General features: G+C 69.3%; 21 protein-coding genes. 8 read left to right on the top strand and 13 right to left on the bottom strand.

Translation table 11 applies throughout. The annotated features are described in order from the left end of the window. Positions 1-235 precede the first annotated feature (235 nt). Together HCX50_RS07895 and HCX50_RS07890 are read left to right on the top strand one after the other, a co-directional pair. Positions 236-1339 carry a GntR family transcriptional regulator gene (locus HCX50_RS07895; RefSeq protein WP_167633635.1) on the top strand — a complete coding sequence of 368 codons (1104 nt, stop codon included), beginning with the start codon at positions 236-238 and terminating at the stop codon, positions 1337-1339. 67 nt (positions 1340-1406) lie between these two features. Continuing rightward, positions 1407-2813 carry a mannitol dehydrogenase family protein gene (locus HCX50_RS07890; protein WP_244175976.1) on the top strand — a complete coding sequence of 469 codons (1407 nt, stop codon included), beginning with the start codon at positions 1407-1409 and terminating at the stop codon, positions 2811-2813. Positions 2814-2896: 83 nt separating this feature from the next. Here the strand turns inward: HCX50_RS07890 and HCX50_RS07885 are convergent, their stop codons facing one another. The 7 genes from HCX50_RS07885 to HCX50_RS07855 form a co-directional block, all read right to left on the bottom strand. After that, positions 2897-3802 carry a carbohydrate ABC transporter permease gene (locus tag HCX50_RS07885; protein ID WP_237682403.1) on the bottom strand — a complete coding sequence of 302 codons (906 nt, stop codon included), beginning with the start codon at positions 3800-3802 and terminating at the stop codon, positions 2897-2899. Then, positions 3799-4779: a carbohydrate ABC transporter permease gene (locus HCX50_RS07880; protein WP_237682402.1), complete on the bottom strand. Its 981-nt coding sequence runs from the start codon at positions 4777-4779 to the stop codon at positions 3799-3801. Before HCX50_RS07880 ends, HCX50_RS07885 begins: the two co-directional genes overlap by 4 nt. Continuing rightward, positions 4779-6056 carry an extracellular solute-binding protein gene (locus tag HCX50_RS07875; RefSeq protein WP_167633633.1) on the bottom strand — a complete coding sequence of 426 codons (1278 nt, stop codon included), beginning with the start codon at positions 6054-6056 and terminating at the stop codon, positions 4779-4781. Before HCX50_RS07875 ends, HCX50_RS07880 begins: the two co-directional genes overlap by 1 nt. 233 nt (positions 6057-6289) lie before the next feature. Further along, positions 6290-7153 (bottom strand): Gfo/Idh/MocA family protein, encoded by an 864-nt coding sequence (locus tag HCX50_RS07870; RefSeq protein WP_167633631.1) that lies wholly within the window; start codon positions 7151-7153, stop codon positions 6290-6292. A 15-nt stretch (positions 7154-7168) separates the two neighbouring features. After that, a complete protein-coding gene (locus HCX50_RS07865) occupies positions 7169-8200 on the bottom strand; it encodes a Gfo/Idh/MocA family protein (protein ID WP_167633629.1) in 1032 nt (343 codons plus the stop codon). Between the two features lie 56 nt (positions 8201-8256). After that, positions 8257-9258, bottom strand: coding sequence for a Gfo/Idh/MocA family protein (locus tag HCX50_RS07860; protein ID WP_167633627.1), 1002 nt, complete (start codon positions 9256-9258; stop codon positions 8257-8259). Between the two features lie 33 nt (positions 9259-9291). Beyond that, positions 9292-10308 (bottom strand): substrate-binding domain-containing protein, encoded by a 1017-nt coding sequence (locus HCX50_RS07855; RefSeq protein WP_167633626.1) that lies wholly within the window; start codon positions 10306-10308, stop codon positions 9292-9294. A 138-nt stretch (positions 10309-10446) separates the two neighbouring features. Here HCX50_RS07855 and HCX50_RS07850 point away from each other — a divergent pair, with 138 nt between their 5' ends. The 6 genes from HCX50_RS07850 (at position 10447) to HCX50_RS07825 (ending at position 16188) form a co-directional block, all read left to right on the top strand. Beyond that, positions 10447-11229, top strand: coding sequence for a 6-phosphogluconolactonase (locus HCX50_RS07850; protein WP_205828929.1), 783 nt, complete (start codon positions 10447-10449; stop codon positions 11227-11229). Next, positions 11226-12410 carry an N-acetylglucosamine-6-phosphate deacetylase gene (locus HCX50_RS07845; protein WP_205828928.1) on the top strand — a complete coding sequence of 395 codons (1185 nt, stop codon included), beginning with the start codon at positions 11226-11228 and terminating at the stop codon, positions 12408-12410. Before HCX50_RS07850 ends, HCX50_RS07845 begins: the two co-directional genes overlap by 4 nt. After that, the gene (gene manD, locus HCX50_RS07840; protein ID WP_167633624.1) at positions 12407-13645 is read left to right on the top strand and encodes a D-mannonate dehydratase ManD; all 1239 of its coding nucleotides are present in this window, start codon (positions 12407-12409) and stop codon (positions 13643-13645) included. The genes HCX50_RS07845 and manD overlap by 4 nt, the downstream gene beginning before the upstream one ends. A 67-nt stretch (positions 13646-13712) precedes the next feature. Continuing rightward, positions 13713-14585: a hypothetical protein gene (locus tag HCX50_RS07835; RefSeq protein WP_237682401.1), complete on the top strand. Its 873-nt coding sequence runs from the start codon at positions 13713-13715 to the stop codon at positions 14583-14585. After that, a complete protein-coding gene (locus HCX50_RS07830; protein ID WP_337749328.1) occupies positions 14582-15343 on the top strand; it encodes a spermidine synthase in 762 nt (253 codons plus the stop codon). The genes HCX50_RS07835 and HCX50_RS07830 overlap by 4 nt, the downstream gene beginning before the upstream one ends. Beyond that, a complete protein-coding gene (locus HCX50_RS07825) occupies positions 15340-16188 on the top strand; it encodes an SMP-30/gluconolactonase/LRE family protein (RefSeq protein ID WP_167633622.1) in 849 nt (282 codons plus the stop codon). Before HCX50_RS07830 ends, HCX50_RS07825 begins: the two co-directional genes overlap by 4 nt. Positions 16189-16202: 14 nt before the next feature. Here the strand turns inward: HCX50_RS07825 and HCX50_RS07820 are convergent, their stop codons facing one another. From HCX50_RS07820 to HCX50_RS07795, 6 genes are read right to left on the bottom strand one after another with little or no spacing between them, the layout of a single operon-like run. After that, the gene (locus HCX50_RS07820; protein WP_167633620.1) at positions 16203-17315 is read right to left on the bottom strand and encodes a GntR family transcriptional regulator; all 1113 of its coding nucleotides are present in this window, start codon (positions 17313-17315) and stop codon (positions 16203-16205) included. An 11-nt stretch (positions 17316-17326) separates the two neighbouring features. After that, positions 17327-19582 (bottom strand): FAD-dependent oxidoreductase, encoded by a 2256-nt coding sequence (locus HCX50_RS07815; protein WP_167633618.1) that lies wholly within the window; start codon positions 19580-19582, stop codon positions 17327-17329. A gap of 34 nt (positions 19583-19616) precedes the next feature. Continuing rightward, the gene (locus HCX50_RS20165) at positions 19617-20645 is read right to left on the bottom strand and encodes an NAD(P)-dependent oxidoreductase (protein ID WP_167633616.1); all 1029 of its coding nucleotides are present in this window, start codon (positions 20643-20645) and stop codon (positions 19617-19619) included. Further along, the gene (locus HCX50_RS07805) at positions 20632-21588 is read right to left on the bottom strand and encodes a carbohydrate ABC transporter permease (protein WP_167633854.1); all 957 of its coding nucleotides are present in this window, start codon (positions 21586-21588) and stop codon (positions 20632-20634) included. Before HCX50_RS07805 ends, HCX50_RS20165 begins: the two co-directional genes overlap by 14 nt. Positions 21589-21593: 5 nt before the next feature. Next, positions 21594-22535, bottom strand: coding sequence for a carbohydrate ABC transporter permease (locus HCX50_RS07800; protein WP_167633614.1), 942 nt, complete (start codon positions 22533-22535; stop codon positions 21594-21596). Positions 22536-22549: 14 nt separating this feature from the next. Beyond that, entirely contained in the window at positions 22550-23863 is a 1314-nt protein-coding gene (locus HCX50_RS07795) for an ABC transporter substrate-binding protein (protein WP_167633612.1), read from the bottom strand. Positions 23864-24047 lie beyond the last annotated feature (184 nt).

Here is a 24047-nt window from a genome sequence, read left to right as displayed (position 1 = left end):
GAAAGGTCCGAGAAGGGGAATGACTGGAGGAAGGAATCGGGACTTCGCCGGCTTCGGCCCTGCACTTCGCTCGGCCGATCGCACGTGCGTCGGCCCTTTCGCCCGGATGCGGCGGAGGGAAGCGCGAATCCCCGCAGCACGCGCCGCGAGTGCCCGACACCTTGCCGAACCGAGTCCGAATGAATACGGTTGCATAGCAAAGACTCACGGGCATCCACGGGCCGAGGAGGGCGACATGGGAGCTTTTCCGAACACCCAGCCGCTGTTCGTGAGCCTGGCGCAGCAGCTCCGCGACCGCATCACCGCCGGCGAGTGGTCACGGGGCGAGCGCCTGCCACCGGAGGCGACTCTGGCGGCGACGCACGCGGTCGGCATCAACACCGTGCGTCGGGCGGTGGGGATGCTCGTCGACGACGGAGTGGTGGTCCGCCGCCAAGGATCCGGCACCTACGTGTCGGCGCGCTGGACCGGGACGACGCCCCTGATCGGCGTGATCGTCCCGTCGCGCAGCTACTACTTCCCCACGGTCGTCGACGGGATCACGGAAGTGGCCCGGGCCGCGGGCGCGACCGTGCGCATCGTGTCGAGTGAGTATGACGACGCCCTGGAGATCCGCCGCATCCGCGAGCTCCTGGCCGCCGGATGCGACGGCCTGTTGATCACCCCGACACTGCACCGCACCGACCCGACGGCGCGACTCGACCTGCTGCGCGCACTGCCGATCCCGGTGGTGCTGATGGAGCGGATGCCGACGGATTCGCCGCCGGACGACGGGCTCTCGGCGGTGTGCACCGATGTCGTCGCGGGCGGATACGCGGCCGTGCGGCACCTGGCACGGCAGGGCCGTCGGCGTATCGGATTCCTCGGGCGTCGTGACACCGCGACCGCCGATGCCGCGCTGCGCGGCTACCGTCGCGCGATCGACGATCTGACCCTTGTCGACCTCCCGGGCGCGGTGGTGCGTCGGGACTCGTGGGACGACGCCGCACTCGCCGACTACGCGCACCGAGCGCTCTCGGTGGGACTCGACGGCGTCGTCTGCCTCGGCGACCGCGAAGCGACGGCGCTCCTTCCGCACCTGAGGCGCGTGGGGCTCTCGCTTCCCGACGACCTCGCGCTGGTCGCCTTCGACGACGAAGAGGCGGCGGATGCGTCGCTCCCGCTCACCGCCGTGTCCCCGCCGAAGCGCGAGATCGGACGCCTCGCGGCGGCCACACTGTTGCGGCAGCTGGGGCGCGGGGGCGACCGAACCCCGGTGCGGATGCTGCTGCAGCCGGTCGTTCGGGAGCGGGCCTCCACTACCGTCGCATCCACCCGCGTCTTGCAACCGCTTGCATGATCGCGCCGCGCGTCATAGGTTGAGATCAGGCCCGCCCCAGGGTTCGACGATCGACCCGAGGATTCCCGTGCCCCACAGCCCGCGCCGCACCCTACCGCGCGCCCCCGTGCGCATCGTGCACCTCGGACTCGGTGCCTTCCACCGTGCACACCAGGCCTGGTACACCGCCCACGCCGATCCCGATCACGAGTGGGGCATCGCCGCGTTCACGGGTCGCGCGCCCGATGCCGCCGAGACGCTCACACGACAGGATGACGTGTACACCCTCCTCACGCGCGGCGCGGAGGGCGACCATCTCGAGACCATCGAGAGCATCGTGGCCGCGCACGACGGCGGCGACACCGACGCGCTGCGCGACTACCTCACCCGCCCCGAAGTCACGGTCGTCACGCTCACGGTGACCGAGAAGGGCTACCGACGCGGATCGGACGGCCGCCTCGACGTCGCCGACCCCGACATCACCGCCGACATCTGTGCGCTGGGCGAAGCCTTCGCCGATCGGGAGAACCCGCCGGACACCATCGCGAACGGCGTCCTGCGCACGATGCCCGCCCGCCTGCTCTGGGCGCTCGACGCTCGACGCCACGCCCTGCCCGACGGCACGATCACGCTGATCCCGTGTGACAACCTCGATGACAACGGCTCCGTGCTCCGGGCCGTGCTCGGCGACCTCGCCGCGCTCACCTCCCCTCCCCTCGGCGCCTGGATCGACGCGCAGGTCGACGTGGTCAGCACCTCCGTGGACCGCATCACCCCGCGCACCACGGCAGACGACATCGACGCCGTCGCCGCCCGTGAGGGCATCCGCGACGAAGCCCTGGTGGTGACCGAGCCGTTCCACAGCTGGATCCTGAGCGGACGCGTCCGCGCCGCCCGACCGCGCTGGGAGGATGCCGGCGCCTCGATCGCGAACGACATCGAGCCGTTCGAGCAGCGCAAGCTCTGGATGCTCAACGGTGCGCACTCCCTTCTCGCCTCCGACGGCATCCTGCGCGGACATGAGACCGTCGCCGAGGCCATCGCCGACCCGGAATGCGCGGCGCTGGTCCACGACCTGTGGGATCTCGCCCAGCGGCGCCTCGATGCCTCCGCCGACAGAGCCGGCGTCGAACTCGACCTTCCCGCCTACCGGACGGCGCTGCTCGAGCGATTCGCGAACCCCGCGATCGTGCACCGGCTGCGCCAGATCGCCGCGGACGGCAGTCTCAAGCTGCGTGCCCGCATCGTCGAGCCGGTGCGCCGCGCCCGCGCCGACGGCGAGACGGGGGCGGCCGGCATCGCCGCGATCGCCGCCTGGGCCCGGTTCGTCATCGCCGAGGTGCACGCAGGACGTCCGCTCGACGACGTCGCCGCGGAGGAGCTGGCCGCACGCGCGACAGATGCCGATCCGCATCGCGCCCTGCTCGACCTGCTCGCGCCCGATCTCGCCGCGGACCCCGCCGTGCTCCAGATGCTCACCGACCACGCCCGCTGATCCGTCCCCGCTGATCCCCCCACACACCCCACGCACGAAGAGCGCCGATCCCGAAGGACCGGCGCTCTTCGGCGTCTGCGGCATCAGCCCTTGACGGCACCGGCCATCATGCCCGCGCCCAGGCGACCCTGAACGAAGAGGAACAGGATGACCACGGGCACCGAGATCAGCGTGGCGCCCGCCATGATCCCTGCCCAGTCGGTGGCCGACAGCTCGCTGCTGAACGTCTGCAGCCAGAGCGGCAGGGTGGCGTTGCCCGGCTTCGTCATCACGACGAGGGCCAGGGTGTACTCGTTCCACGCCTGCAGGAACGCGAAGACGGATGCCGTGACGATGCCCGGTCCGAGCAGCGGCAGCGTGACCCGCATGAACGCCCCGAACCGGCTGCAGCCGTCGACCATCGCCGCCTCTTCGAGCTCGGCCGGGATGCCGTGGATGAACCCGCGCAGCAGCCACACCGTGAACGGGACGACCGTGCCGATGTAGAGCAGCGACAGGCCACCGACCGTGTTGAGCAGGTGCCAGCCGTCGAGCATGCGGAACTGCGAGATGAACAGCGCCTCGGTCGGGATCATCTGCACGATGAGCACGAGCAGGATGATGAGGCCGCCGCCCTTGAAGCGGAAACGGCTCACCGCGATGGCCGCGAAGAACCCGAACAGCACGGCGACCACGACCACGATGGCCGTCACGCCGGCACTCATGCCGAGCGCCGACCAGAAGCCGCCGTCGGCGAGGATGCTCCCGAAGCTGTCGAAGCTCAGCGGGAACGGGAAGAACCGCGGCGTGCGCGAGAACAGCTCTTCGTTCTCGGAGAGCGCGGTGTTCACCATCCAGTAGATCGGGAAGACGAGGAGCAGCGCGGCGGCCACTGCGACGCCGTTCCAGGTGCGTCGGCGGGTGTCGTTGCGGTTGCCGATGGTCCGACGCGAGCGCGGTGGCACGACGGCGGCGATGTCGGTGGTCCTGGTCATGGTCGGGGCACTCATTCCGAGACCTCCTTCTGCTGGGCGAACATCTTCGCGATGTACTTCCAGGTGAGCAGCAGCGTGAGGATGAGCACGATCGTCGCGAGAGCCGACGCGTCGCCGTACTCGCCCTGGCCGATGCCGATCCGGTAGATGTAGGTGCCGAGGAGGTTGGTCTCCTCGATCGAGACGCCCGCCTGCTGCAGCACGTAGATCTGCGTGAACACGCGCAGGTCCCACACGATCTGCAGGAGTCCGACGATCATGACCGCCGGGGTGATGAGGGGCATCGTGACGTGCCGGAAGCGCGTCCAGGGCCCGGCCCCGTCGAGCTCCGCCGCCTCGAGCACTTCGGTGGGCACCTGGGTGAGGGCGGAGTAGATCATGAACACGATCAGGGGCAGGCTGCCCCAGATCACGGTGATCGCGGCGATCGTGAACACACCCATCGGGGTCGAGGTCCACGGGAACCCGGCCATGTCGGGGAATCCGATGCGCGCGAGGATCCAGTTCACCAGGCCGTAGCGGGCGTCGAACAGCCACTGCCAGATGACCATGGTCACCAGCGCCGGGGTGGCCCACACGAGCAGCAGTGTCACCTGCAGGGCGATGCGCGCCCAGCTGCTCACCTTCGTCAGCAGCAGCGCGATCAGCATGCCGATCACCATCGACAGCGAGGCGCATACGGCGCAGAAGAGCACGGAGCGGAAGAACACGACCCACATGTTGGGGTCGGTCAGGATCCTGCCGTAGTTCGCCAGGCCCACCCATTCGGGCTCCTGCCCGAACTGCTGCGCCAACCCGAACTTCTGCAGCGACATGACGAACTGCTGCAGGAGCGGCCAGCCGAGGGCGATCAGCACCGCCGCGAGGAGCGGCGCGATCAGGAGGTACGGGAGCAGCGCTCCCCGCGCGCGACGCGGGCGCGTGCGGGGAGCGGGCTGCTGCGGGGCCGCCTCGGGGGCGACCTCGACATCGATCACGGGAGTGGTCATCATCAGTCGGCGTTGAGGGTCGCTTCGATCTTCGCGCCGATGCGCGTGACCACCTCGTCGATGTCCTCACCCTTGGCGATCGCCGAGTACAGGTCGACCGGGATGTTGTTGCCCTCCACGATCGCCCAGTTCGGCGCCGCCGGGGTGAGCGCGCTCGTCTCGGCGATCTGCTGCTGCAGCTCGGCGTCGACGATGCCGTCGGGGATCGCCGATGCGAAGGTGGTGTTGCCGGGGACCCAGCCGGAGTCCTCGGCGAGCTGGGTCATGAAGTCCTCGCTGAGGATCAGCTTCATGGCCTTCTTCGCGAGCTCCTGCTGCGACGACTTCGCGGCGATGCCGACGTTGGATCCGCCGAGGAACTGGTGGCTCTCGCCGCCGGCCTCGACCGGGGGAAGCGCCATCACACCGGTGACGTCGGCGAGCTCGGGGGAGATGCTGTCCTGTGCGAAGACGCGGTAGGAGAACATCGCGACCTCGCCGTTGTTGTACGGCACCCACGGGTTGCCCGCGGTCTCCTTGGCGTCAAGCGCGCCGAGGGCCGAACCCTGCCAGATGGTCTGCATCTGCTCGAGAGCGGCCTTGGCCTCGGGGGTGTCGAGTCCGCTGACCCACGCGCCGTCCTTCTCCTCGGCGTAGTTCGCGCCGTGGGAGAACAGCCAGCCCTCGAGCCCGTGCACGTCGACGACGGGGAAGTAGATGCCCTTGAAGCCCTCGACGCCGTCGGGGTTCGCCTGCTGCACCGTGGCGGCTGCGGCGACCAGGTCGTCGAGCGTCACGGGAGCGGCGATGCCCGCCTTCTCGAGCAGATCGGTGCGGTAGAAGACGACGCTGGTGCCCGCGTAGAGCGGGTAGGCGTAGGTCTTGCCGTCGAGCGTCGCCTGGTCGACGAAGCTGGGGATCAGGTCGTCGCCGTCGACCTCGTCGTACAGGTCGGAGATATCGGCGAGCGCCCCGACGTTCGCGAACGTCGCGGTCTTGGTGTTGCCGATCTCGACGATGTCGGGGGTCTCGGACTCACTCGCGAGCGAGGTCTGGAGCCGGGAGACGATGTCATCCCAGGGCTGCATCTCCACCGTCAGCGTGGAGCCGGGGTTCTGGGCGGCGAACTCGTCTTCGAGCCACGCGACCGCATCCTCGGACACGGAATCCTGCATGAGCCACACGCGGAGGTCTCCGCTGTCGGCGTCGCCTCCGTCGTTCCCGGTGCCTGAGCTGCAGCCGGTGACGGCCAGCACCGCGGCCAGTGAAGCGGCCGCTGCGATCACAGTGCGTCTTGCCATTCTCGTTCCTCCATGGTCTTCCTCGACGGGCCCGAAAGGCGCCCGATGAACGGGTGTTTCAACCATTTCTCACGCTAACGTGCAAACGGTTGCATTACAATAGCTTCTTCGTTGAAGAGGGTGTAACGGTTGTGTTTCTGTTTGATTACCAGGGATAAGTCAGTGCGTGCGGGTAGCGCGATGCAGCGATCACGACCTTCGGGGGCGTGATCCCTGCACCGCGTTGCACAGGGTCAGACGGCGATGGCCGCCGTGGCGCGGGCGACAGTTTCCAGCACCGCGATCGGTGCGAGCAGCTGCGCCGTGGGGATCGGGGCCTCCCCCGTCGCGAGCATGCCGGCGAACGCGTCCACGCCGGGCTGCACGTAGTCGGCGCCGAGCACGATGTCGCGACTGATGACCCCGTGGCCGCCGACAGCCGTCGCGCGGAACGGCACCTGACCGTCGCCGTCGGGGCGGATGAACTCGAGCGTGACGAGCACGCCGCCGACACGGTAGCGCGCGACGACCCCTCCCGGGAGGCGCTGCACGTCGGTGTCCTCGGGTTCCCCCGGCACGAGGCGCTGCGCCACGTCGGCGATGTGGATGCCGTAGAAGAAGATGCCGCTGTACGGGCTGGCCGCATCCGCGGGTCCGGTCACGGTGACCGCCTGCAGCTCGCCGATCGACCCGAGGCCCTCGGCGATCGCGTCGGTGTCGGCCACCCAGCGCAGCGCCGACGACGAGGTGAGCACCGTGCCACCGCGCTCGGCCGCGGCGACGATCTCGTGCGCATCGGCGACGCTCGCCGCCAGCGGCTTGTCGACCCAGACCGGCGTTCCCGCCTCGAGGAACGGCACGGCGTGCGCCCGGTGCAGCGCCCCGTCGCGCGAGGTGACGATGAGCGCATCGATGCTGCCGAGCAGGTCGCCCGACTCGGCGACGATCCGCTCGATGCCGCCGAGCTCCGCGAGCTCGCGCGTGCGGTCGTCCTCGCCCGCGACGAGCGCCACCACACGCACCGGCACGTCATCCGGCCGCTCGACGTTGAGGTAGCGGATGATCTCCTCGGCGTGGCTGTTCTCGATGCCGACGATCGCGACGTTCTTCGTTTCCATGTCTCTCATCCTCTTTCACTCGTGCAGGTCGACGGGACGACCGGTGCGGGCCGACTCGTACACGGCGAGCACCACCTGCAGCGCTCGGCGGCCGTCGTCGGTGGTGATGGCGGGGCGACCGCCGCTGCGGATCGCGCTCACGACGTCGAGGTACTGCCGACGATGCGCCATGTCGACGTCGCTCCACCCCTCGGGCACATCGTGCTCGACGAGCGAGTCGGCGTCGGGCTGCGGCGCAGAGGCCGAGGCGAAGAAGGAGAGCCCGTCGTTCTCCATCACCGCGGTGCCCTGCGAGCCGTGCACGGCGAGGCGCACCGGCAGCCCCGGGTAGGCCGCGGTGCTGGCGAGCAGCAGGCCGATGGCGCCGCTCTCGAACTCGATCGTGGCGCCCGCGACATCCTCCACCTCGATGCCCTCGTGCGCGAGGCGGCCGGTCTTCGCACTCACCGACACCGGCGTGCCGAGCATCCACAGCAGCAGGTCGAGCGCGTGGATGCCCTGGTTCATGAGTGCACCGCCGCCGTCGATGGCCGCGGTGCCGCGCCAGTCGCCGGACTCGTAGTACTCCTGCGGGCGGAAGAACGCCGACTCCACGACGCCCGACGTCACGCGTCCGAGCGCGCCCTCGTCGATGGAGCGGCGGATGAACGAGGCCACCGGCTGGAAGCGGCGCTGACTGATGACGGAGACCGTGCGTCCGGAGGCGCGCTCGGCCGCCCGCACCCGATCGGCGGATTCGAGTGTGACGTCGATCGGCTTCTCGACGATCACGTCCACCCCCGCGTCGAGGGCGGCGACCACCGCGTCGGCGTGGAAGGCGCTGGGCAGGCAGATCGCGGCGAGGTCGACGCTTTCGGCGCGGTAGGCCTCGGCGGCCGACGCGTGGAACGGCACGCCGTACTGCTCGGCGAGCGCACGCCCACGAGCCTCGTCGACGTCGACGATCGCGGCGAGCACGCCGGCGTCACCGAGAGCCGCGACGAGGCGCGCGTGGACGGCGCCGATCACCCCGGCGCCGACGATCGCGATGCGCAGCGGTTCGGTCATGATGTCTCCTGTCGTGGGGGTGGATGCCGGAGGTGTCGGCGCAGTCGGCGGGGGTCTCAGTCGACCGGGCGCGACCAGGCCAGCGCGGTGCCGCCCTGGTCGGCGGATGCCTGGGCGAGGAGGGCGAGTCGGGTCGCGGCGAGCGAGTCCCGGGTTCCGACCTCGGGGGTACGCCCGTCGGCGAAGGCGTCGAGCGCCTCTTCGGCCGGACGCCGCCCCGACGGCAGATCGAGCGCGCGGGTCGGCTGATCGTGGGTTGTGACCTCGACCCGGCCGCGAGCCCAGAAGATCTCCGCGGTCCCGCGGGTGCCGACCAGGCGCAGCCGATAGTCGCCGTGCACGTCGGAGGCCTGCGGGGTGAGCCAGCTCACCTCGGCGGAGACGACGGTGTTCGGTGTCGTGAGGGTGGCCGAGCCGTAGCGCGCGAATCCCTCGGCGCCGTCGAGCGGGGCCGAGACGGCTCCCCGGATCACGCCCTCGTCGGCCGGCGCGAACAGGAGCGCGGCGTCGAGGTCGTGCACCGACAGGTCGGTCAGGATGCCGCCGTACTGCGCCGGGTCGAAGAACCAGTCCGGCCGCTGGGCGCGGTTGAGCTTGTGGGGGCCCGACGAGGTGACGCCGACGATGTCGCCCAGCTCGCCGGCGCGCACGACGTCGAGTGCGGCGAGGGTCTCGGGGTAGCCGCGCTTCTCGAGCAGCAGGTTCACGGTGCGGTCGACCTCGGCGGCCGCCGTCTCGATCTCGTCGAGTTCCGCGAGCGAGGTGCACAGCGGCTTGTCGGCGAGCACATGGGCACCGGCACGGAGCGCGGCGATGGCATCGGCGCCACGCGCTCCGTAGACACCGGCGATCACGGCGACGTCGACGCCCTCGGCGAGCAGATCCTCGGCGCGGTCGAAGGCGGGCACGCCGAAACGGGCGGCGTGATGCGCGGCGACAGCAGGGTCGGCGTCCTGTACACCGACGAGCTCGAACGCGGCGCGGTCGGCGCGGGTCAGCTCGTCGAGCACGTAGTCCACGTGCGGATGGGCGGCACCGATGATCGCGATCCGAGGCATGGGCGACAGTAAATCATGCGACCGGTTGCATGGTCAACCGCCGATCGTGTGCGCAGCCTCCGTGGTGGCCCGGACGACGAGGTGCGTGGCGATCGTCACGCGGGCATCCGAGCGCTCCCCGCTGGCGAGCACGCCGAGCAGAAGCTCGGCCGCGGCATCGCCGGCCGCCGCGGATGCCGCCGAGATCGTGGTGAGCGCCGGATGCGTGCCGGAGGCGAGGGTGTCGTCGCATCCGATCACGCTGATGTCGTGGGGAACGTCGATGCCGCGCAGCGCGAGTCCCGCCATCACGCCCTGGGCGACCACGTCGTCGAACGCGATCACGGCCGTCGCCTCGGAGGCGAGGATGCCGCCGACCGCGTCGCGTCCGCTGGCCGAGCTCGGGCGTCCCAGCTCCTGCACGATGACCTCGAGTCCCGCGCGCTCGGCGGCCCGGGCGAGGGCGGCCCGGCGCTGCTGGTCCGACCACGACTCGCGCGGCCCCGACAGGTAGACCACGCGGGTGTGGCCGAGGCGATGGAGGTGCGCGACAGCCTCGTCGAGGCCTCCGCTCGGATCGATCAGCACCCGCGCCAGGCCCTCGATGTCGCGGTTCACGAGCACCACGGGGCGCGAGGCGTCGAGCTCGCGGATGCGGTCCTCGTCGAGGCGCGGGGAGGCCAGGACGAAGCCCTCGACCTGGGCGCTGAGGCGCGAGGTGAGGTTGGCCTCGCGGTCGGCGATCTCGTCGGAGTCGCCGAGGAACACCGCGTAGCCGGCGGCGTCGGCCAGCGTCTGCACGCGCCGCACGAGCGGCGGGAAGAACGGGTTGGCGATGTCGGGGACGACCACGGCGACGTTGCCGAAGCGACCGGTGGAGAGCGCGCGCGCGGCGTGGTTCATGACGTAACCGAGCTCGTCGGCCGCGGCTTTGACGCGTCGCACCGTCTCGGGGTTCAGCAGCTCGGGGCGGCTGAACGCACGGGAAACCGTCGACCGCGAGACGCCGGCCACGCGGGCGATGTCGCCGATCGTCACCGACGTCGATGCCGTCTTCCTGTTGCCTGTCACGTCACACACACTAAGCCCGTGCACCGTGGCTGCGCGCGTGCGAACCCCCGGGAATCTCCTCCTGGGCGCGGCGAGAACGTGGAACGGATCCCATTCGGGGGCTTGACTTTGCAAGCGGTTGCATTAATCTTGCGAATCATGAGCACGACGACGTTCGCCCTGCATGCCCACCCCGACCGCGCCGCGATGGGCGCTGCCGCCGCGCGATCGGCGGCGCGCACGCTGCGCGAAGCCGTGGCCGCTCGCGGCACCGCTCGGATGATCGCCGCCGCCGCCCCCAGCCAGCTCGACGTGTACCGAGCCCTCACCGCCGAGCCCGACGTGCCGTGGGACCGCATCACGATCCTGCACATGGACGAGTACCTCGATCTCGACCCCGCGGCCCCCCAGCGCTTCGGCAACTGGCTGCGCACCCACCTCGTCGATGCGGTGCAGCCCGCCGCGTTCCACCCCATGCGCACCGAGCTCGGCGCCCAGGCGGCGACCGACGAGTACGCGGCCCTGCTCGCCGAAGGGCCCATCGACCTGGTGTGCCTCGGCATCGGGGTGAACGGCCACATCGCGTTCAACGATCCGCCCGACGCCGACCTCGGCGACCCGTGCCCGGTGCGCGTGGTGCAGCTCGACCTCGCCAGCCGCGTGCAGCAGGTCGACGACGACTGCTTCGATACGCTCGAGGCCGTGCCCACCCACGCACTGACGCTGACCATCCCGGCGCTGATGAACGGCGCCCACCTCGTGTGCGCCGTGCCCGATGCCCGCAAGGCCGAGGCCGTGCGGGCCCTGGTCGAAGAGCCGATCAGCTCGCACTGGCCGTGCACCGTGCTGCGGCGGCACTCGCGCTGCGAGGTGCACGTCGACCGCGACGCGGCGTCGCTGCTGCATCCCGCACCGGCCGTGGCGGCCCAGGCGGCACGATGACCGCGCGCACGCTGCACGGTCGCGACACCCTCGGCGCGGGCGGGCTGGAGGTCGTCGTCGAGCACGGCCGGATCAGCGCACTCACCCCGACCGCCGACCCCGGTGACGGCGCCCCCTGGATCGGCCCCGGGCTGATCGACCTGCAGGTCAACGGCCACCTCGACGGCGACGCCAACGCGGCAGAACCCTCGGCGGCCCACATCACCGCGATGGCACAGTCTCTCGCCGCACACGGCGTCACGCGATTCCTGCCGACCGTCATCACCGCCTCACCCGCCGAGATGCTCGCCCGCATCCGTGCGATCGACGAGGCCGTGCGCACCTCGACCGCGACCTCGCGCGCAGTCGCCGGCATCCACGTCGAGGGTCCCAGCCTGTCGGAGCAGGACGGCCCCCGCGGCGTGCATCCGCTCGCGCACATCCGCCCACCGGCCATCGCCGAGCTGCAGACCTGGCTCGACGCCGCTCCCGGCCTGCTCCGGGTCGTGACCCTGTCTCCGCACCATCCGGGGTCCGTCGAAGCCACGCGCTTCCTCGTCGCGCACGGTGTGCGGGTCGCGGTCGGACACACCCACGCGACGGATGCCGAGATCGCCGCGGTCGTCGACGCCGGCGCCACGCTCTCCACGCACCTCGGCAACGGCGCGCACGCGGTGCTCCCCCGGCATCCGAACTACCTGTGGACGCAGCTCGCCGAACGCCGGCTCGCCGCCGGTGTCATCGCCGACGGCCACCACCTGCCCGATGCGACGCTCGCGACCATGATCGCCGCGAAGCGCGACCACGGCATCTTCCTCGTGAGCGACGCCGTCGCCACGCCCACGGCCCTGCGGGAGAACGGCGTCTCAACCATCGGCGGTGGCGTGCACCTCGCCGACGACGGAGCGCTGCGGCACGTGTCGACCGGATTCCTCGCGGGCTCCGTGCAGACCCTCGACGTCGGTGTCGCCACCGTCGCCCGCCTCACCGGTTCGCTGGCGGCGGCGGTGCGGCTCGCGACCTCGGCCCCCGCAGCCGTCCTCGGCGACGGTCCGCACTGGACGGTCGGCGCCCGTGCCGACGTGCTGCTGTTCGACTGGGCGCCCGGCGAGCGCGCGATCACGCCACGCGAGGTGCTGATCGCCGGCGAACCCGCCACCGACATGACCGACGCACCCGCAGCCGCAGGAGGAACCCGATGACCATCGACAGGGCTGACGTGATCGTCACGAGTCCCGATCGCAACTTCGTCACACTCAAGATCACGACCGCCGACGGCGTGACCGGGCTGGGCGACGCGACCTTGAACGGGCGCGAGCTCGCCGTCGTCGCATATCTGACCGAGCACGTGGTGCCGTTGCTGATCGGGGCGGACGAGTCGCGCATCGAGGACACCTGGCAGTTCCTGTACCGCAGCGCGTATTGGCGGCGGGGCCCGGTGACCATGGCCGCGATCGCCGCGGTCGACATGGCGCTGTGGGACATCAAGGGCAAGGTCGCCGGCCTCCCCGTCTACCAGCTGCTCGGGGGAGCGTCGCGGAACGGCCTGATGGCGTACGGGCACGCGTCGGGCAAGGAGCTGCCGGAGCTGTTCGACTCGATCCGCGCGCACCAGGAACAGGGATACAAGGCCATCCGCGTGCAGACCGGGGTGCCCACGCTGAAGGCAATCTACGGGATCGCTTCGCAATCGGCCGACGCCGGGGGCGGCGAAGCCCGGTACGACCACGAACCCGCCCGCCGCGGCGCGAAGCCGGTGGAGGAGGACTGGGACACCCGCGCCTACCTCAACCACCTCCCCGGCGTGTTCGAGGCGGTACGGAACGAGTTCGGCCCCGACATCCCCCTCCTGCACGACGGGCACCACCGGATGACCCCCATCCAGGCCGCCCGGCTCGGCAAGGATCTCGAACCGTACGACCTGTTCTGGCTCGAGGACTGCACCCCGGCCGAGAACCAGGAAGCACTGCGCCTGGTGCGCCAGCACACCACCACCCCGCTCGCGATCGGGGAGATCTTCAACACGGTGTGGGACTTCAAGGACATCATCCGCGACCAGCTCATCGACTACGTCCGTGGCGCCGTCACCCACATGGGCGGCATCACCGCACTGAAGAAGACGCTCGACTACGCGGCGATGTACCAGATCAAGTCGGGCATGCACGGGCCGACCGACATCTCTCCGGTCGGCATGGCCGCCGCGATGCACCTGGGATTGTCGATCCACAACTTCGGCATCCAGGAGTACATGCAGCACGGCGCCCGCACCGACCAGGTCTTCCAGCAGTCGTTCACCTGGACCGACGGCTACCTCCACCCCGGCGACAAGCCCGGCCTCGGCGTCGAGCTCGACGTCGACGAAGCGGGCAAGTACCCCTACGAGCAGGCCTACCTCCCCTACAACCGCCTGCTCGACGGCACCGTCCACGACTGGTGAACGCGGGGTGCTCGCGCCCGTGACAGACCCCGGGGGCGACCACCCCGCGCAGTAGGCTGAACGCATCATGGACGAGTTCATCCAGGGCTTCTGGAACTTCGCGGGCAACTACTGGTGGCTCATCTTCCCCATCATGGGGATGGCCGGCGGTGCCGCGAAGGCGTGGGAGCAGGGTTCCAAGCGCCGTCACGAGCGCCGCCTGGAGACTCTTCGCATGAAGGCGCAGCTGAAGACCGCCGAGATCGAGGCCCGTGCGCTCACCCAGCAGGCCAAGCGCCGCGGGCCTTCGGTGGTCGACACCACGGCATCCGTCGTCCCGAACGACCTGGTCGCGCGACTGTTCGCCGAGCACGACGAGATCACCGCCCGCTGGCTCGACTACGAGCTCGACGTCGCGAAGCTCATCGCCTTCCCCGCCATGAGCGACGGCCGTCAGCCGCTGACCGCCGCGTTCCTGCGCGCCAAGAAGACGGCGGATGCGCTGCGTCCGGCATCCGCCGAGGCGAAGGTGTCGGAGCAGCAGATCACCGAGTATCTGCAGGCCGTGGGCGACTACGCGGTCGCATTCGAGATCGCCGAGAAGGATGCCCGGCGGCTGCGCGACTCGACGTTCACCGCGCCGGAGCGCAAGCGCCTGGAACGGGCTCAGCAGCTGCTCAAGGTCGCGGTCGACGAGTCGGCCACGCAGGCCGAGCGCAACGTCGCCTACAAGCGCGTGCGCGAAGAGCTCGACGGCCTCATCCTGCTCTCCGATGACGCCGTCACGGTGCTCGAGAAGCAGGTGGCGAAGGAGATCTCCGCTCCCGCCGCGGCCGCCGAGGAGCCCGAGCGGATGAGACTCCCCCTCCGCGACGAGAAACCCCGAGACGCGAACACCCCCGCGGGCCCCGCCCGCACCCTGCCCCTGCCGGGCGACGACGACGGAGGCACGCCGCGGTGATCACTCGGTTCGAAGAGCTCGACTGGCAGACGACGCCGATCGGCGACCTCATGCTGCGCCGGCGCACGGAGCCGGCGGTCGGGCAGGAGATCTACGAGGTCAAGCTCGGCGACGAGTACCTGATGTCCAGCCTGTTCACGGTGGCAGAGGAAGAGCTCGCGAACCTGGGCCTCGCCGCGGTGGTCGGCGACGACCTCTCGGTCCTGGTCGGCGGGCTCGGGCTCGGCTACACCGCCGTCGCGGCGCTGCGCGATGCGCGGGTGGCATCGCTCACGGTGATCGATCGACTGGGCGCCGTGATCGGCTGGCACGAGCGCAAGCTCCTGCCCGCGTCGGCGGAACTCGTCGAGGATGCGCGCACGAGTCTGGTCGAAGACGACTTCTTCGCCGTCATGCGGTCGGCACCCGCTGAGGGGCACCGCGGGTATTCGGCGATCCTTCTGGACGTCGACCACTCTCCCCGCCACCAGCTCGACCCGACGCACGCCGACCTGTACGACGCCGCCGGTCTGCGTGCGCTCGATCGTCACCTCGCCGTCGGCGGGGTCTTCGCCCTGTGGTCGGATGATCCGCCCGACGACGAGTTCATGGTCGAACTGCACACCGTGTTCGATGATGCCGTCGCCCACATCGTCGACTTCGACAATCCCGTCACCGACGGGGTCTCGTCGAACACCGTGTACGTCGCGCGCAGTCGTGGGGCGGGCTCCGTGTCGCTCGACGCCGCCGCGCGCACCCAGCCGAGAGAAGAAGTATGACCCCGGAGAACGTCACCGGTCCCGTCGCCCGTCACGCCGAAGGTCCCGTGTGGTGGCCGGGCTGGGGTGGACTGCGGTGGGTCGACGGGGAGGCCGGCGATCTGCTGACGCTGGGCACCGACGGTGTGACCCGCCAGCACATCGACGACGAGTACCTGGCGTTCGCCCGGCCGCGCACGAACGGCGGCCTGGTGGCGGTCGGCGCCCGCACGCTCTACCTCGCGGATGACGTCGACGGCGAGACGCGCGCCGTAGCGACCCTGCACGAAGATCCGCACGTGCGCATGAACGACGGATGCTGCGACCCGCGCGGCCGCCTGCTCGCAGGTTCCATGGCCTACGACGCCGCACCGGACGGCGGATTCGTGCTGCGGCTCGACGCGGAGCTCACGGTCTCGACCGTGCTGCCTCGGGCGACGATCTCGAACGGCATCGGCTTCTCGCCCGACGGCCGCCGCGCCTACTACGTCGACACCGCCACCCACCGCATCGACGTGTTCGACGTGGCCGAGGGCGAGCTGCGTGGACGGCGGGCATTCGTCTCTATCCCCGAGGAGCAGGGGTCCCCGGACGGACTGACGGTCGCCGCAGACGGCAGCGTGTGGGTCGCCCTCTGGGGCGGCAGTGCCGTGCACGGCTACGACGCGACCGGAGTGCTCGTGCAGACGATCGAGCTCCCCGTGCCGCAGGTGTCGGCGTGCACGTTCGGCGGCGACGACCTCGGCACGCTCTACATCACGACGTCAGCGCAGGGCCTCCCCGACGGCCACGGCACCGAGGCGGGTTCGGTGTTCGCCGTGCAGCCGGGCGTGCGCGGTCTGCCGGTCACGCTGTTCGCCGGCTGAGACGGGTTCCGCGCCTAGCGGGTCCGGGCGCCGCAGGAATCGCGGATCGTCAGCCTCGGCACGATCGAGATCTGCTGCACCGGCGACTGATCTCCCTCGGTGATCCGCGTCAGCAGGAGCGCCGCGGCCATCCGCCCGATGCGGTGCTTGGCCGGCGACACGGCCGTCAGCGGCACCGGGGCGACGTCGGCCACCTCGTCGTCATAGGAGACGATGGCGAGATCCTCGGGCACGCGCAACCCTCGACGCTGCGCAGCGACCTCGAGGAGCGTCGCCTCGCGGTCACCGAAGACGAGGGCCGCGGTGCAACCACCATCGACCATCTCCTGGAGCACGTCGTCGGCATGGGTCTGCAGCCACTCGGCACTCGTCCTCGAGACGATCGTGCTCACCATGCCCTCCAGGTGCGGGACGGACGCCTCATACCCGCGGCGGACTCCGGACGACGGCGCGGAATCCGCCCGCAGCGCCAGCGCGATCCGGCGATGACCGAGACGGTGCAGGTGGGACACCCCCTCGAAGGCACCGGCTTCATGATTCGAGCAGACGTACTCGGTCGGATCGAAATAGCCCAGGCTCCGGATACGTCTTTCCAGGAGCACCACCGGTATCGGAATGCTCTCCAGCCGGCGGAGCAGGGCGCCGGGATCGGCATCGTCGGAGATGATGGGCGTGATCAGCAGTCCGTCGACACCCGCTTCGACGAACCGGGCGATCGCCTCCTGCTCGACTCGGGAGTCGTACTGCGACGTCGCGAGGGCGATGGAGGTACCCGAACCGGAGAGTCCTGCCTCGATGCCCTGCAGGACGGTCGGGAAATACAGCCGCGTGTCGGGGATCAGCACCCCGATCGTGCGCTGTTCGGTCCGCTGCCGGGAGGCGCTCGAGACGTACATGCCGGAGCCCTGACGGCGAAGGATCAGTCCTTCGTCGACGAGCACGTCCACCGCCCGGCGCACCGTGCTGAGCGAGTAGCCCGTGGACTCGACGAGCTGCTTCTCGGTCGGCAGAAGACTGCCCAGCGGCCAACTGCCCGCCGCGATTCCTCGACGGAGCTCCTGCGCGAGCACTTCGAACTTGAGCGCTCGAGGCGTGAGGTCGGACGGGCTGGGATGCACTGCTGTCATTGTTCTTCCGATCAGTACACCCGCACCTGGCCCACCTGGACCAGGTCGGAGCCGTTCGTGCGGTGGCAGACGAGCCGGATTCGCGTCGTCGCGACGGGTTCGAACGCCACGGTTCGGTGACGTCGACGATTGTCCCGCACCGCGCCGAGGGCGCGCCAGTGCCCATCCACGAATGCCTCGAGATCGAAGTCGGCGACGATCTCGGGCGGTATCCGATAATCGCTCCGGACGTAGTGGAGGTTGTTCACGTAGGCGTTGACGTCGTCGTTGAAGACGACACGCACCTCCGACGCCTGGATTCCCCGTTCCCACTCGAGCGTGAGGATCTCCGGTTCATCCGCCGCCAGGTCTCGTCGCGGACGCGACGACCACATCCGCGGTCCGCCGTACGGTCGCCCGTACCCTCCGACGACGTTGGCCGCTTCCAGGCCCACGACGGCACCCTCGCATCGCATGGCAAGCCGAACACGCGACAGCTTCTTGATCCCCCACCGCACCACGTCGTCCGGTCGATCGGCGACGAGATGGGCGTCGATCTCGTCGACGTGGTCGGTGCCGCGACGCGTCATCGAGACCGCGCCGAACAGGTACTGACCGCTGCTCCCCCACCGCACGCCCGGAGTCGCTTCGAGGACGATGACCGTCGACGCCACCGGACCCTCGCCGACCGGGAGCTCATCCGTCAACGCCACCCATCCGGCGTGCCCGGCGGGAAGCTCGACGCTCCCGGAGTCGAGCGGCACCTCCGGGAAATAGGTGCGACCGTCGGTAGTCTCGAACACCGCCCACGAGACGGTGGCGGCCTCCTCGCACGAGAGGTGCACCTGCACCGGCCCCGACTGCCCTCGCGGAATCAGGAAGGCGGTGTCGTCGGTGAGAGGGAGCGAGGAACTCGGATCGTCGAGCTGATCCCACCGGAGTTCCGACGTCGCCGTCACCGACGCCTGCAGAGCGAGATTGGCGGGGTCGTCGTCCTGCACGCCGATGAGCGCGGCATCCTGTCGCACCAACTGGCGCTGCAGGGTTCGGATGTGCGCATCGTGAAGCTCCTCCGGAGTCCAGTCCGACGCGGCACACAGAGCCGCTGCGGTTCCAGCGGCCTCGCCCATCACCGCGCACGTCGCCATCACGCGCAGCGACCCGAAGGCGATGTGCGTCGCGCTCACGTTACGGCCGGCCATCAGCAGATTGCCGACGTCGATGGAGCGCAGGATACCGAAGGGGATGTCGTAGGTGCCGCGCGGGTAGATCTGCTGCGCGGCCGATCGCGGCTCGTACACGCCCTTCGACGGGTGCAGGTCGATCGACCATCCGCCGAATCCGATGGCATCCGACTTCTGTGTCGCCGACGCGACGTCGTCCTGGGTCATGGTGTGCGCGCCGACGATCCGGCGATACTCTCGCTTGCCGGGAACCGAACCGACCCACTCCAGAGTGAGGTTCTCGGCATCGGGGAATCGCCCGGAGTTCTTGATGTGATCCCAGATGCCGTAGATGACCGCCCACAGCTCGTCCCTGATCCGCTCGTTGTCGGCGACGATGTCCAGCTCGCCGCCCCATTCGATCCACCAGTAGTCGGCTCCGTTGTCACCCGTGCGAAGCACCCGGCTCTCCGGAATCGTCGTGGCTGCCAGGTCTATCGCGAACGCCGGTGGCACGAACGGCACCGGTTCGGACTCCCTGCGGGTATAGAACAGCAGCGTGCTGCCCAGCGTGAGCTCGTCCTCCTCCTCCGGTGCCAGATCCTCACCGAAAGCTGCACTCGCCTCCCGGCCGAGTCGCGTCCGAGCACCGGCCCGGGCCGCCACGGATCCGTCGCCGGTGGCATCCACGAAGGTGTGCGCGGCCACAGTGACCTCGCCCTCCGAACCCAGCACGATCCCGCCCACCGACGAGATCCGGTCTCCGTGCATCCGCACCTCGGTGATGTGTGTGTTCAGCAGCAGGGTGATGCGCGGCTCCGCCTTCACGGCATCGAGCACGACGAGGTCCCAGTAGTACGGGTTGCCGAGCGGATTGCGGTACTCGTTCTCGACATAGAGCTCGCCGATGATCCCCGTCTCGCGCGCGAAGCGATGATGCCCCGTCGCCGTCGCACCGCAGACCCAGACCCGCACCTCGCTGCTCGAGTTCCCTCCGAGCACCGGACGATCCTGCACCAGCGCCACGGTCGCTCCGTTGCGCGCCGCAGCGATCGCTGCCGCGACACCGGCGAGCCCACCGCCGATGACGGCGACGTCGACATCGTGCCTCGTCCGATTGCTCATGATCCCTCTTCCGTTCTTCCCGGTTCCCCCGGGCTCACGCGATTCGCGAAAGGTCTTCGGCCCGCACCCGGTGCGCGAGCTCCTCACCCGTGAGCACGCGAATCGCCTCGTCGACTGCGCCTCGGCCGAGCCGCTGGAGATCCGACCCCGTAGCACCGGCGATATGGGGTGTCAGGAAGACGTTCTCCAGCCCCCACAACGCCGAGTCGGCGGCGGGGACCATGGGTTCGGTGACGTCGAGGATCGCGAAGAGGTCGCCCGTGCGGAGCACGTCGATGAGGGCATCCTGATCGACGACCGATCCGCGGGCGGTGTTGATGAGCGTCGCACCGGGGCGCATGCTCTCCAGCAGCCGGCGGGTGATCATCCCGCGCGTGCCCGCAGTGGCCGGAGCGTGGAGGGACACCACGTCGCTGTCATGCACGAGCGTCTCCAACGATGTCAGCCGGGCACCCAGGGAGTCCGCTTCGACGGCGTCGATATAGGGGTCGTAGACGAGCACCTGCAGATCGTGCCGCGCGATGAGTCGCGCCACCGCACGACCGACGCGGGACGCCCCCACCAGACCGACGGTCTTGCCCGTGATCCCAAGCGTGTCGAGACGCGGCCCCCGATCGAGCGCCGCGCCTTCGCGGACGTAGTCGCGACGCAGTCGGAACACGCCTTTCAAGCTCGCGACGATCATGGCCGCGGCGTACTCGGCGACCGCCTCCGCGTTGCGTTCGACCTGGGTCGAGACCCGTACGCCCGTCGCCCACGCGTCGTTCGTGAGGAGCCGCTTCACCGAACCGCCCGTGTGGATGATCGCCTCGAGCGAGGGGAACCCGTCGAGCATCTCGGCAGAGATCTCGTGCGTCCCCCAGCTCGTCAGGAGCACCTCGGCCGATCGCTTGTCCTCCCTGTCGAGCACGCTCGGGTCTCCGCCCACCTGCACCACTCGGCCGTACTCGCGCAACGGCGCGAGTACGTTCGCGGGGAACAGCCTGTCGACGTCGCCGGCGTCGGCGCTGATGACGATGCTCGGGAGCTGTCCGCGACTCCGACGACGATCACTTGACGGCACCGGAGGTCATCCCTTCCATGATGCGACGACCGACCCACAGATACAGCAGGATCATCGGATAGATCACGATCACGACGCCGGCGAACAGGCCTCCCCAGTTGGAGTTGTACTGCATGGTGCCGTACAACCGGAGAAGTGCCGCGGGCAGGGTCTGCTCGCTCGGCGAGTTGATCAACACCAGGACGAGGAGCGCTTCGTTCCACATGTGCAGGAAGTTCAGGACGAACGCGCTCTTCACCGCGGGCCAGGCGACCGGCATCATGATGCTCCAGAACGTGCGCGCGGGTGTCGCCCCGTCGAGCGCCGCGGCCTCGGGAAGCGCTGACGGAAGCCCCCTGAAGGCGGCTGTGAGCAGGAAGATCGTGAACGGGAGAGAAGTGCCGACATAGATGAAGATGAGCGTGATCCGGTCATCCCACCAGCCGAAGAGGATCTCCACGGCGAACTGGTGCACCTCCGTCTTCGCGATGAAGAGCGGGACGAGGATCGTCTGCACCGGCAGCGCCACACACAGCGCCGTATAGGTGTTGATGCCCGCGATCCATCGTCGCGAGCTCCTCGCGAGCACATATGCGGCGGGGGCTCCCAGCGCGATCGTCAGGGAGGCGGAGATCGTCACGATGACGATCGTGTTGAGCGTCACGCCGCCGAAACCGGACACCGTCCACGCGCTCACGAAGTTCTCCCACTCCGGCGATGCGGGAAGACCGAAGGGGGTGGCGAAGATCTCGCTGTCCGACTTCAGGGACGTGATCCCCACCCACACCGCCATCAGGAGGTTGAACGACACCCACACCCACAGCGCGGCCTGGATGCCGCGGGGGATGACGATGTCGCCGATGGGAGCCGTCCATCGTCGGTGCCCGGTACGCCGGAGGCGAGGGTGGCGACCGGTCTGCACCGGTTGCTCCGCCGCCTCGGGGGCGCGAGGAGGCCTGGTCATGATGCTCACGACAGTTCCACCTTGTCTCTCTTCAGAAGTCTCCGCACGAGCATCACCAGGACCGAGGTGAGCAGGAAGAGCACCATGCCGATCGCCGACGCGTAGGCGAGCTGCGGGCTTCCGTCCGGGCCGCCGGTCGTGGCGAGGTACTGCTGCACCGAAGCGGTGCGCGCCTGGATGGGCGGCACGCCCTGGGATCCGACGAACGCGATCACGATCTCGAACGTCTTCATGCTGCTGATGATCCACAGCACGATCGCCACGGAGAGCGACTCCCAGCTCAGCGGGATGGTGATCATCCGGAACTGCTGCGTGCGCGTCGCACCCGCAAGTTCCGCCTCCTCATACAGGTGCGCGGGGATCTGATCGACGCCCGTCGCGACGATCGCGAGGTAGTACCCGCTGACGCTCCACACGAGACCGACGATGATCACCTGGAACACGACGTCCGGTGACAGCCAGGCTCTGCGCAGAGCATCGAGCGAGAGCGCTTCGAGGATCTGGTTGAAGCCGCCGTTCGGGTTCAGGAGGAAGCCGAACGCCACACCGATCGCGATCGGCGAGATGATCACCGGCACGAAGACGACGGACCGGATGAACGCTCCTCCCCGCATCCCGCGTAGCGCGATCAGTGAGGCGAAGACCACCGTGAACACGAGGATGCCACCGACGATCAGCAGCACCGCCGTGTTCACGAACGACGAGCGGAACGCGTCCGACGCCCACAATCCGATGTAGTTGCGCAGGCCCACCCAGACGACCTCGTCCCCCGGACCCGACCACGAGGTCAACGAGATGACGGCCGTGAAAACCGACGGGATGACGAGGGTGATCGTCATCATCGCCACCGCGGGGACGAGGAAGGGCAGCGCGAGCCGATCGACACCGGTGGCATCGGTCGATCCCTGCCGAGCAGTGCGCCGGTGGAGGAGGAGAGGGGTCGCCATGGGGAGCCTGCCGATCAGCCGTTGGCGGCGAGGTATGCGGCGGTCTGCTCCTTGCCGCGTGCGACGAACTCTTCCGCGGTGATGGTGCCCGAGAAGAGAGCGTCATCCAGAGGCAGCAGGATGTCGTTCCACCACGACGGGTGCAGCGCTGCGGCGAGATCGTGCGACTGCGTGACGGAGTCGGCGTTCTCGATCTGTTCGACCAGACCGCGCAGCGTCTCCGGCTGTTCCACGCCCGAGCGCGCCGCGATGAACCCGGCCTCGGACGCGTACAGCTTCTGGAACTTCTCCTGAGCGGCGAAGGCGAGGAACTGGTTCGCCGCGTCCATGTTCTTGCTGTCGGCATTGATCGCGAGCCCGCTCGCGGTGACCTCGACCGTCGGTGTGCCGCCCGGGACGGCAGGGAACATGAACGTCCGAGCCGTGAAGCCGTCCTTCTGCTGGTCTCGCGTCTCCCCTTCCATGTACGACCCGCCCAGCATGAAGGAGTGCGCTCCCTGAGCCCACTGATTCTGCGCATCCGGGTACTTCGTGCCCATGTAGTCGTCCTGCAGGTAGCCGCCGTCGACGATCTGCTGGACGCGCTGCGCCGCCTCGAGGACGTACGACTGATCCCAGTTCTCCGGTGCCTCCGCGAGCGAGCGGAGCGCTCCCGGCCCTTCGGCCTGCACGAGCAGCTGGTAAAGCCAGAAAACGTTGTAGCTGGGCACCGTGCCATCCGCGCCGAGGGGGGTGAGGCCTTCCGCCTTCTGCTCGTCCAGGAGGGCGATGAAGTCGTCCCACTCCTGCGGCGGGTCGCTCTCGAGTTCGGGGAACTGCGACGCGTCGAACCAGATCGCCGAGGAGTTGACGTAGGTCGGCAGGATCCCGACGCCCTCCTCACCCGATGCCGCCTCTCGGACGGCGTCCGTGAAGCTCTCTCCCACCGAGATGTCCTCGCCGGGGATGTCCGTCTCCATCAGCGCGTCGAGGTCGGCCAGGAAGCCACGGCCCTCGTAGTCCAGGATGTTCCGGCTTCCCGCGTCGAAGAGGTCGGGCCCGGTCCCGTTGCCGAGAGCGTTGATCAGGTTCTGCGTGACCTGGCGGCCGAGGTACTCGACCTCGACCTCGATGCCGGTCTCCTCGGTGAAGGCGGTGCGCACGGTCTCGAAGATCTCCTGCTGCGCCTCGCCGACGTTCCACGCCGACCAGTAGGTGAGAGTGCCCTTCGCTTCGTCGTCGTCGCCGCGGATCTGTGTGCCGCAGCCGGCCGTCACGAGAGTGGTGACGAGCAGCGCTCCTGCCGCGGCCGCGACGCGGCGGCGAGCGCGATTCGAACTCAGATTCATTACGTACTCCTTTGTGACGTAGCTTCAGGATCCGCTCGGGATGCGCGGTGTTCTCTGATTCAAGGGGCCCGCAGAAGAATGAATCAAGCATGAATTCCGATTGATTCTGCGGCCGATCGTGCGGGCGCGCCGGAGAGCGCTCGACCGCAGCGCGATGCCTGCGAGGCGCGTGAGGAGCGAGGGT

The sequence above is a fragment of the Microbacterium sp. B19(2022) genome, assembly GCF_012030385.1.
Lineage (GTDB): Bacteria > Actinomycetota > Actinomycetes > Actinomycetales > Microbacteriaceae > Microbacterium > Microbacterium oxydans_B.
This window is presented reverse-complemented; position numbering and strand designations above follow the sequence as displayed.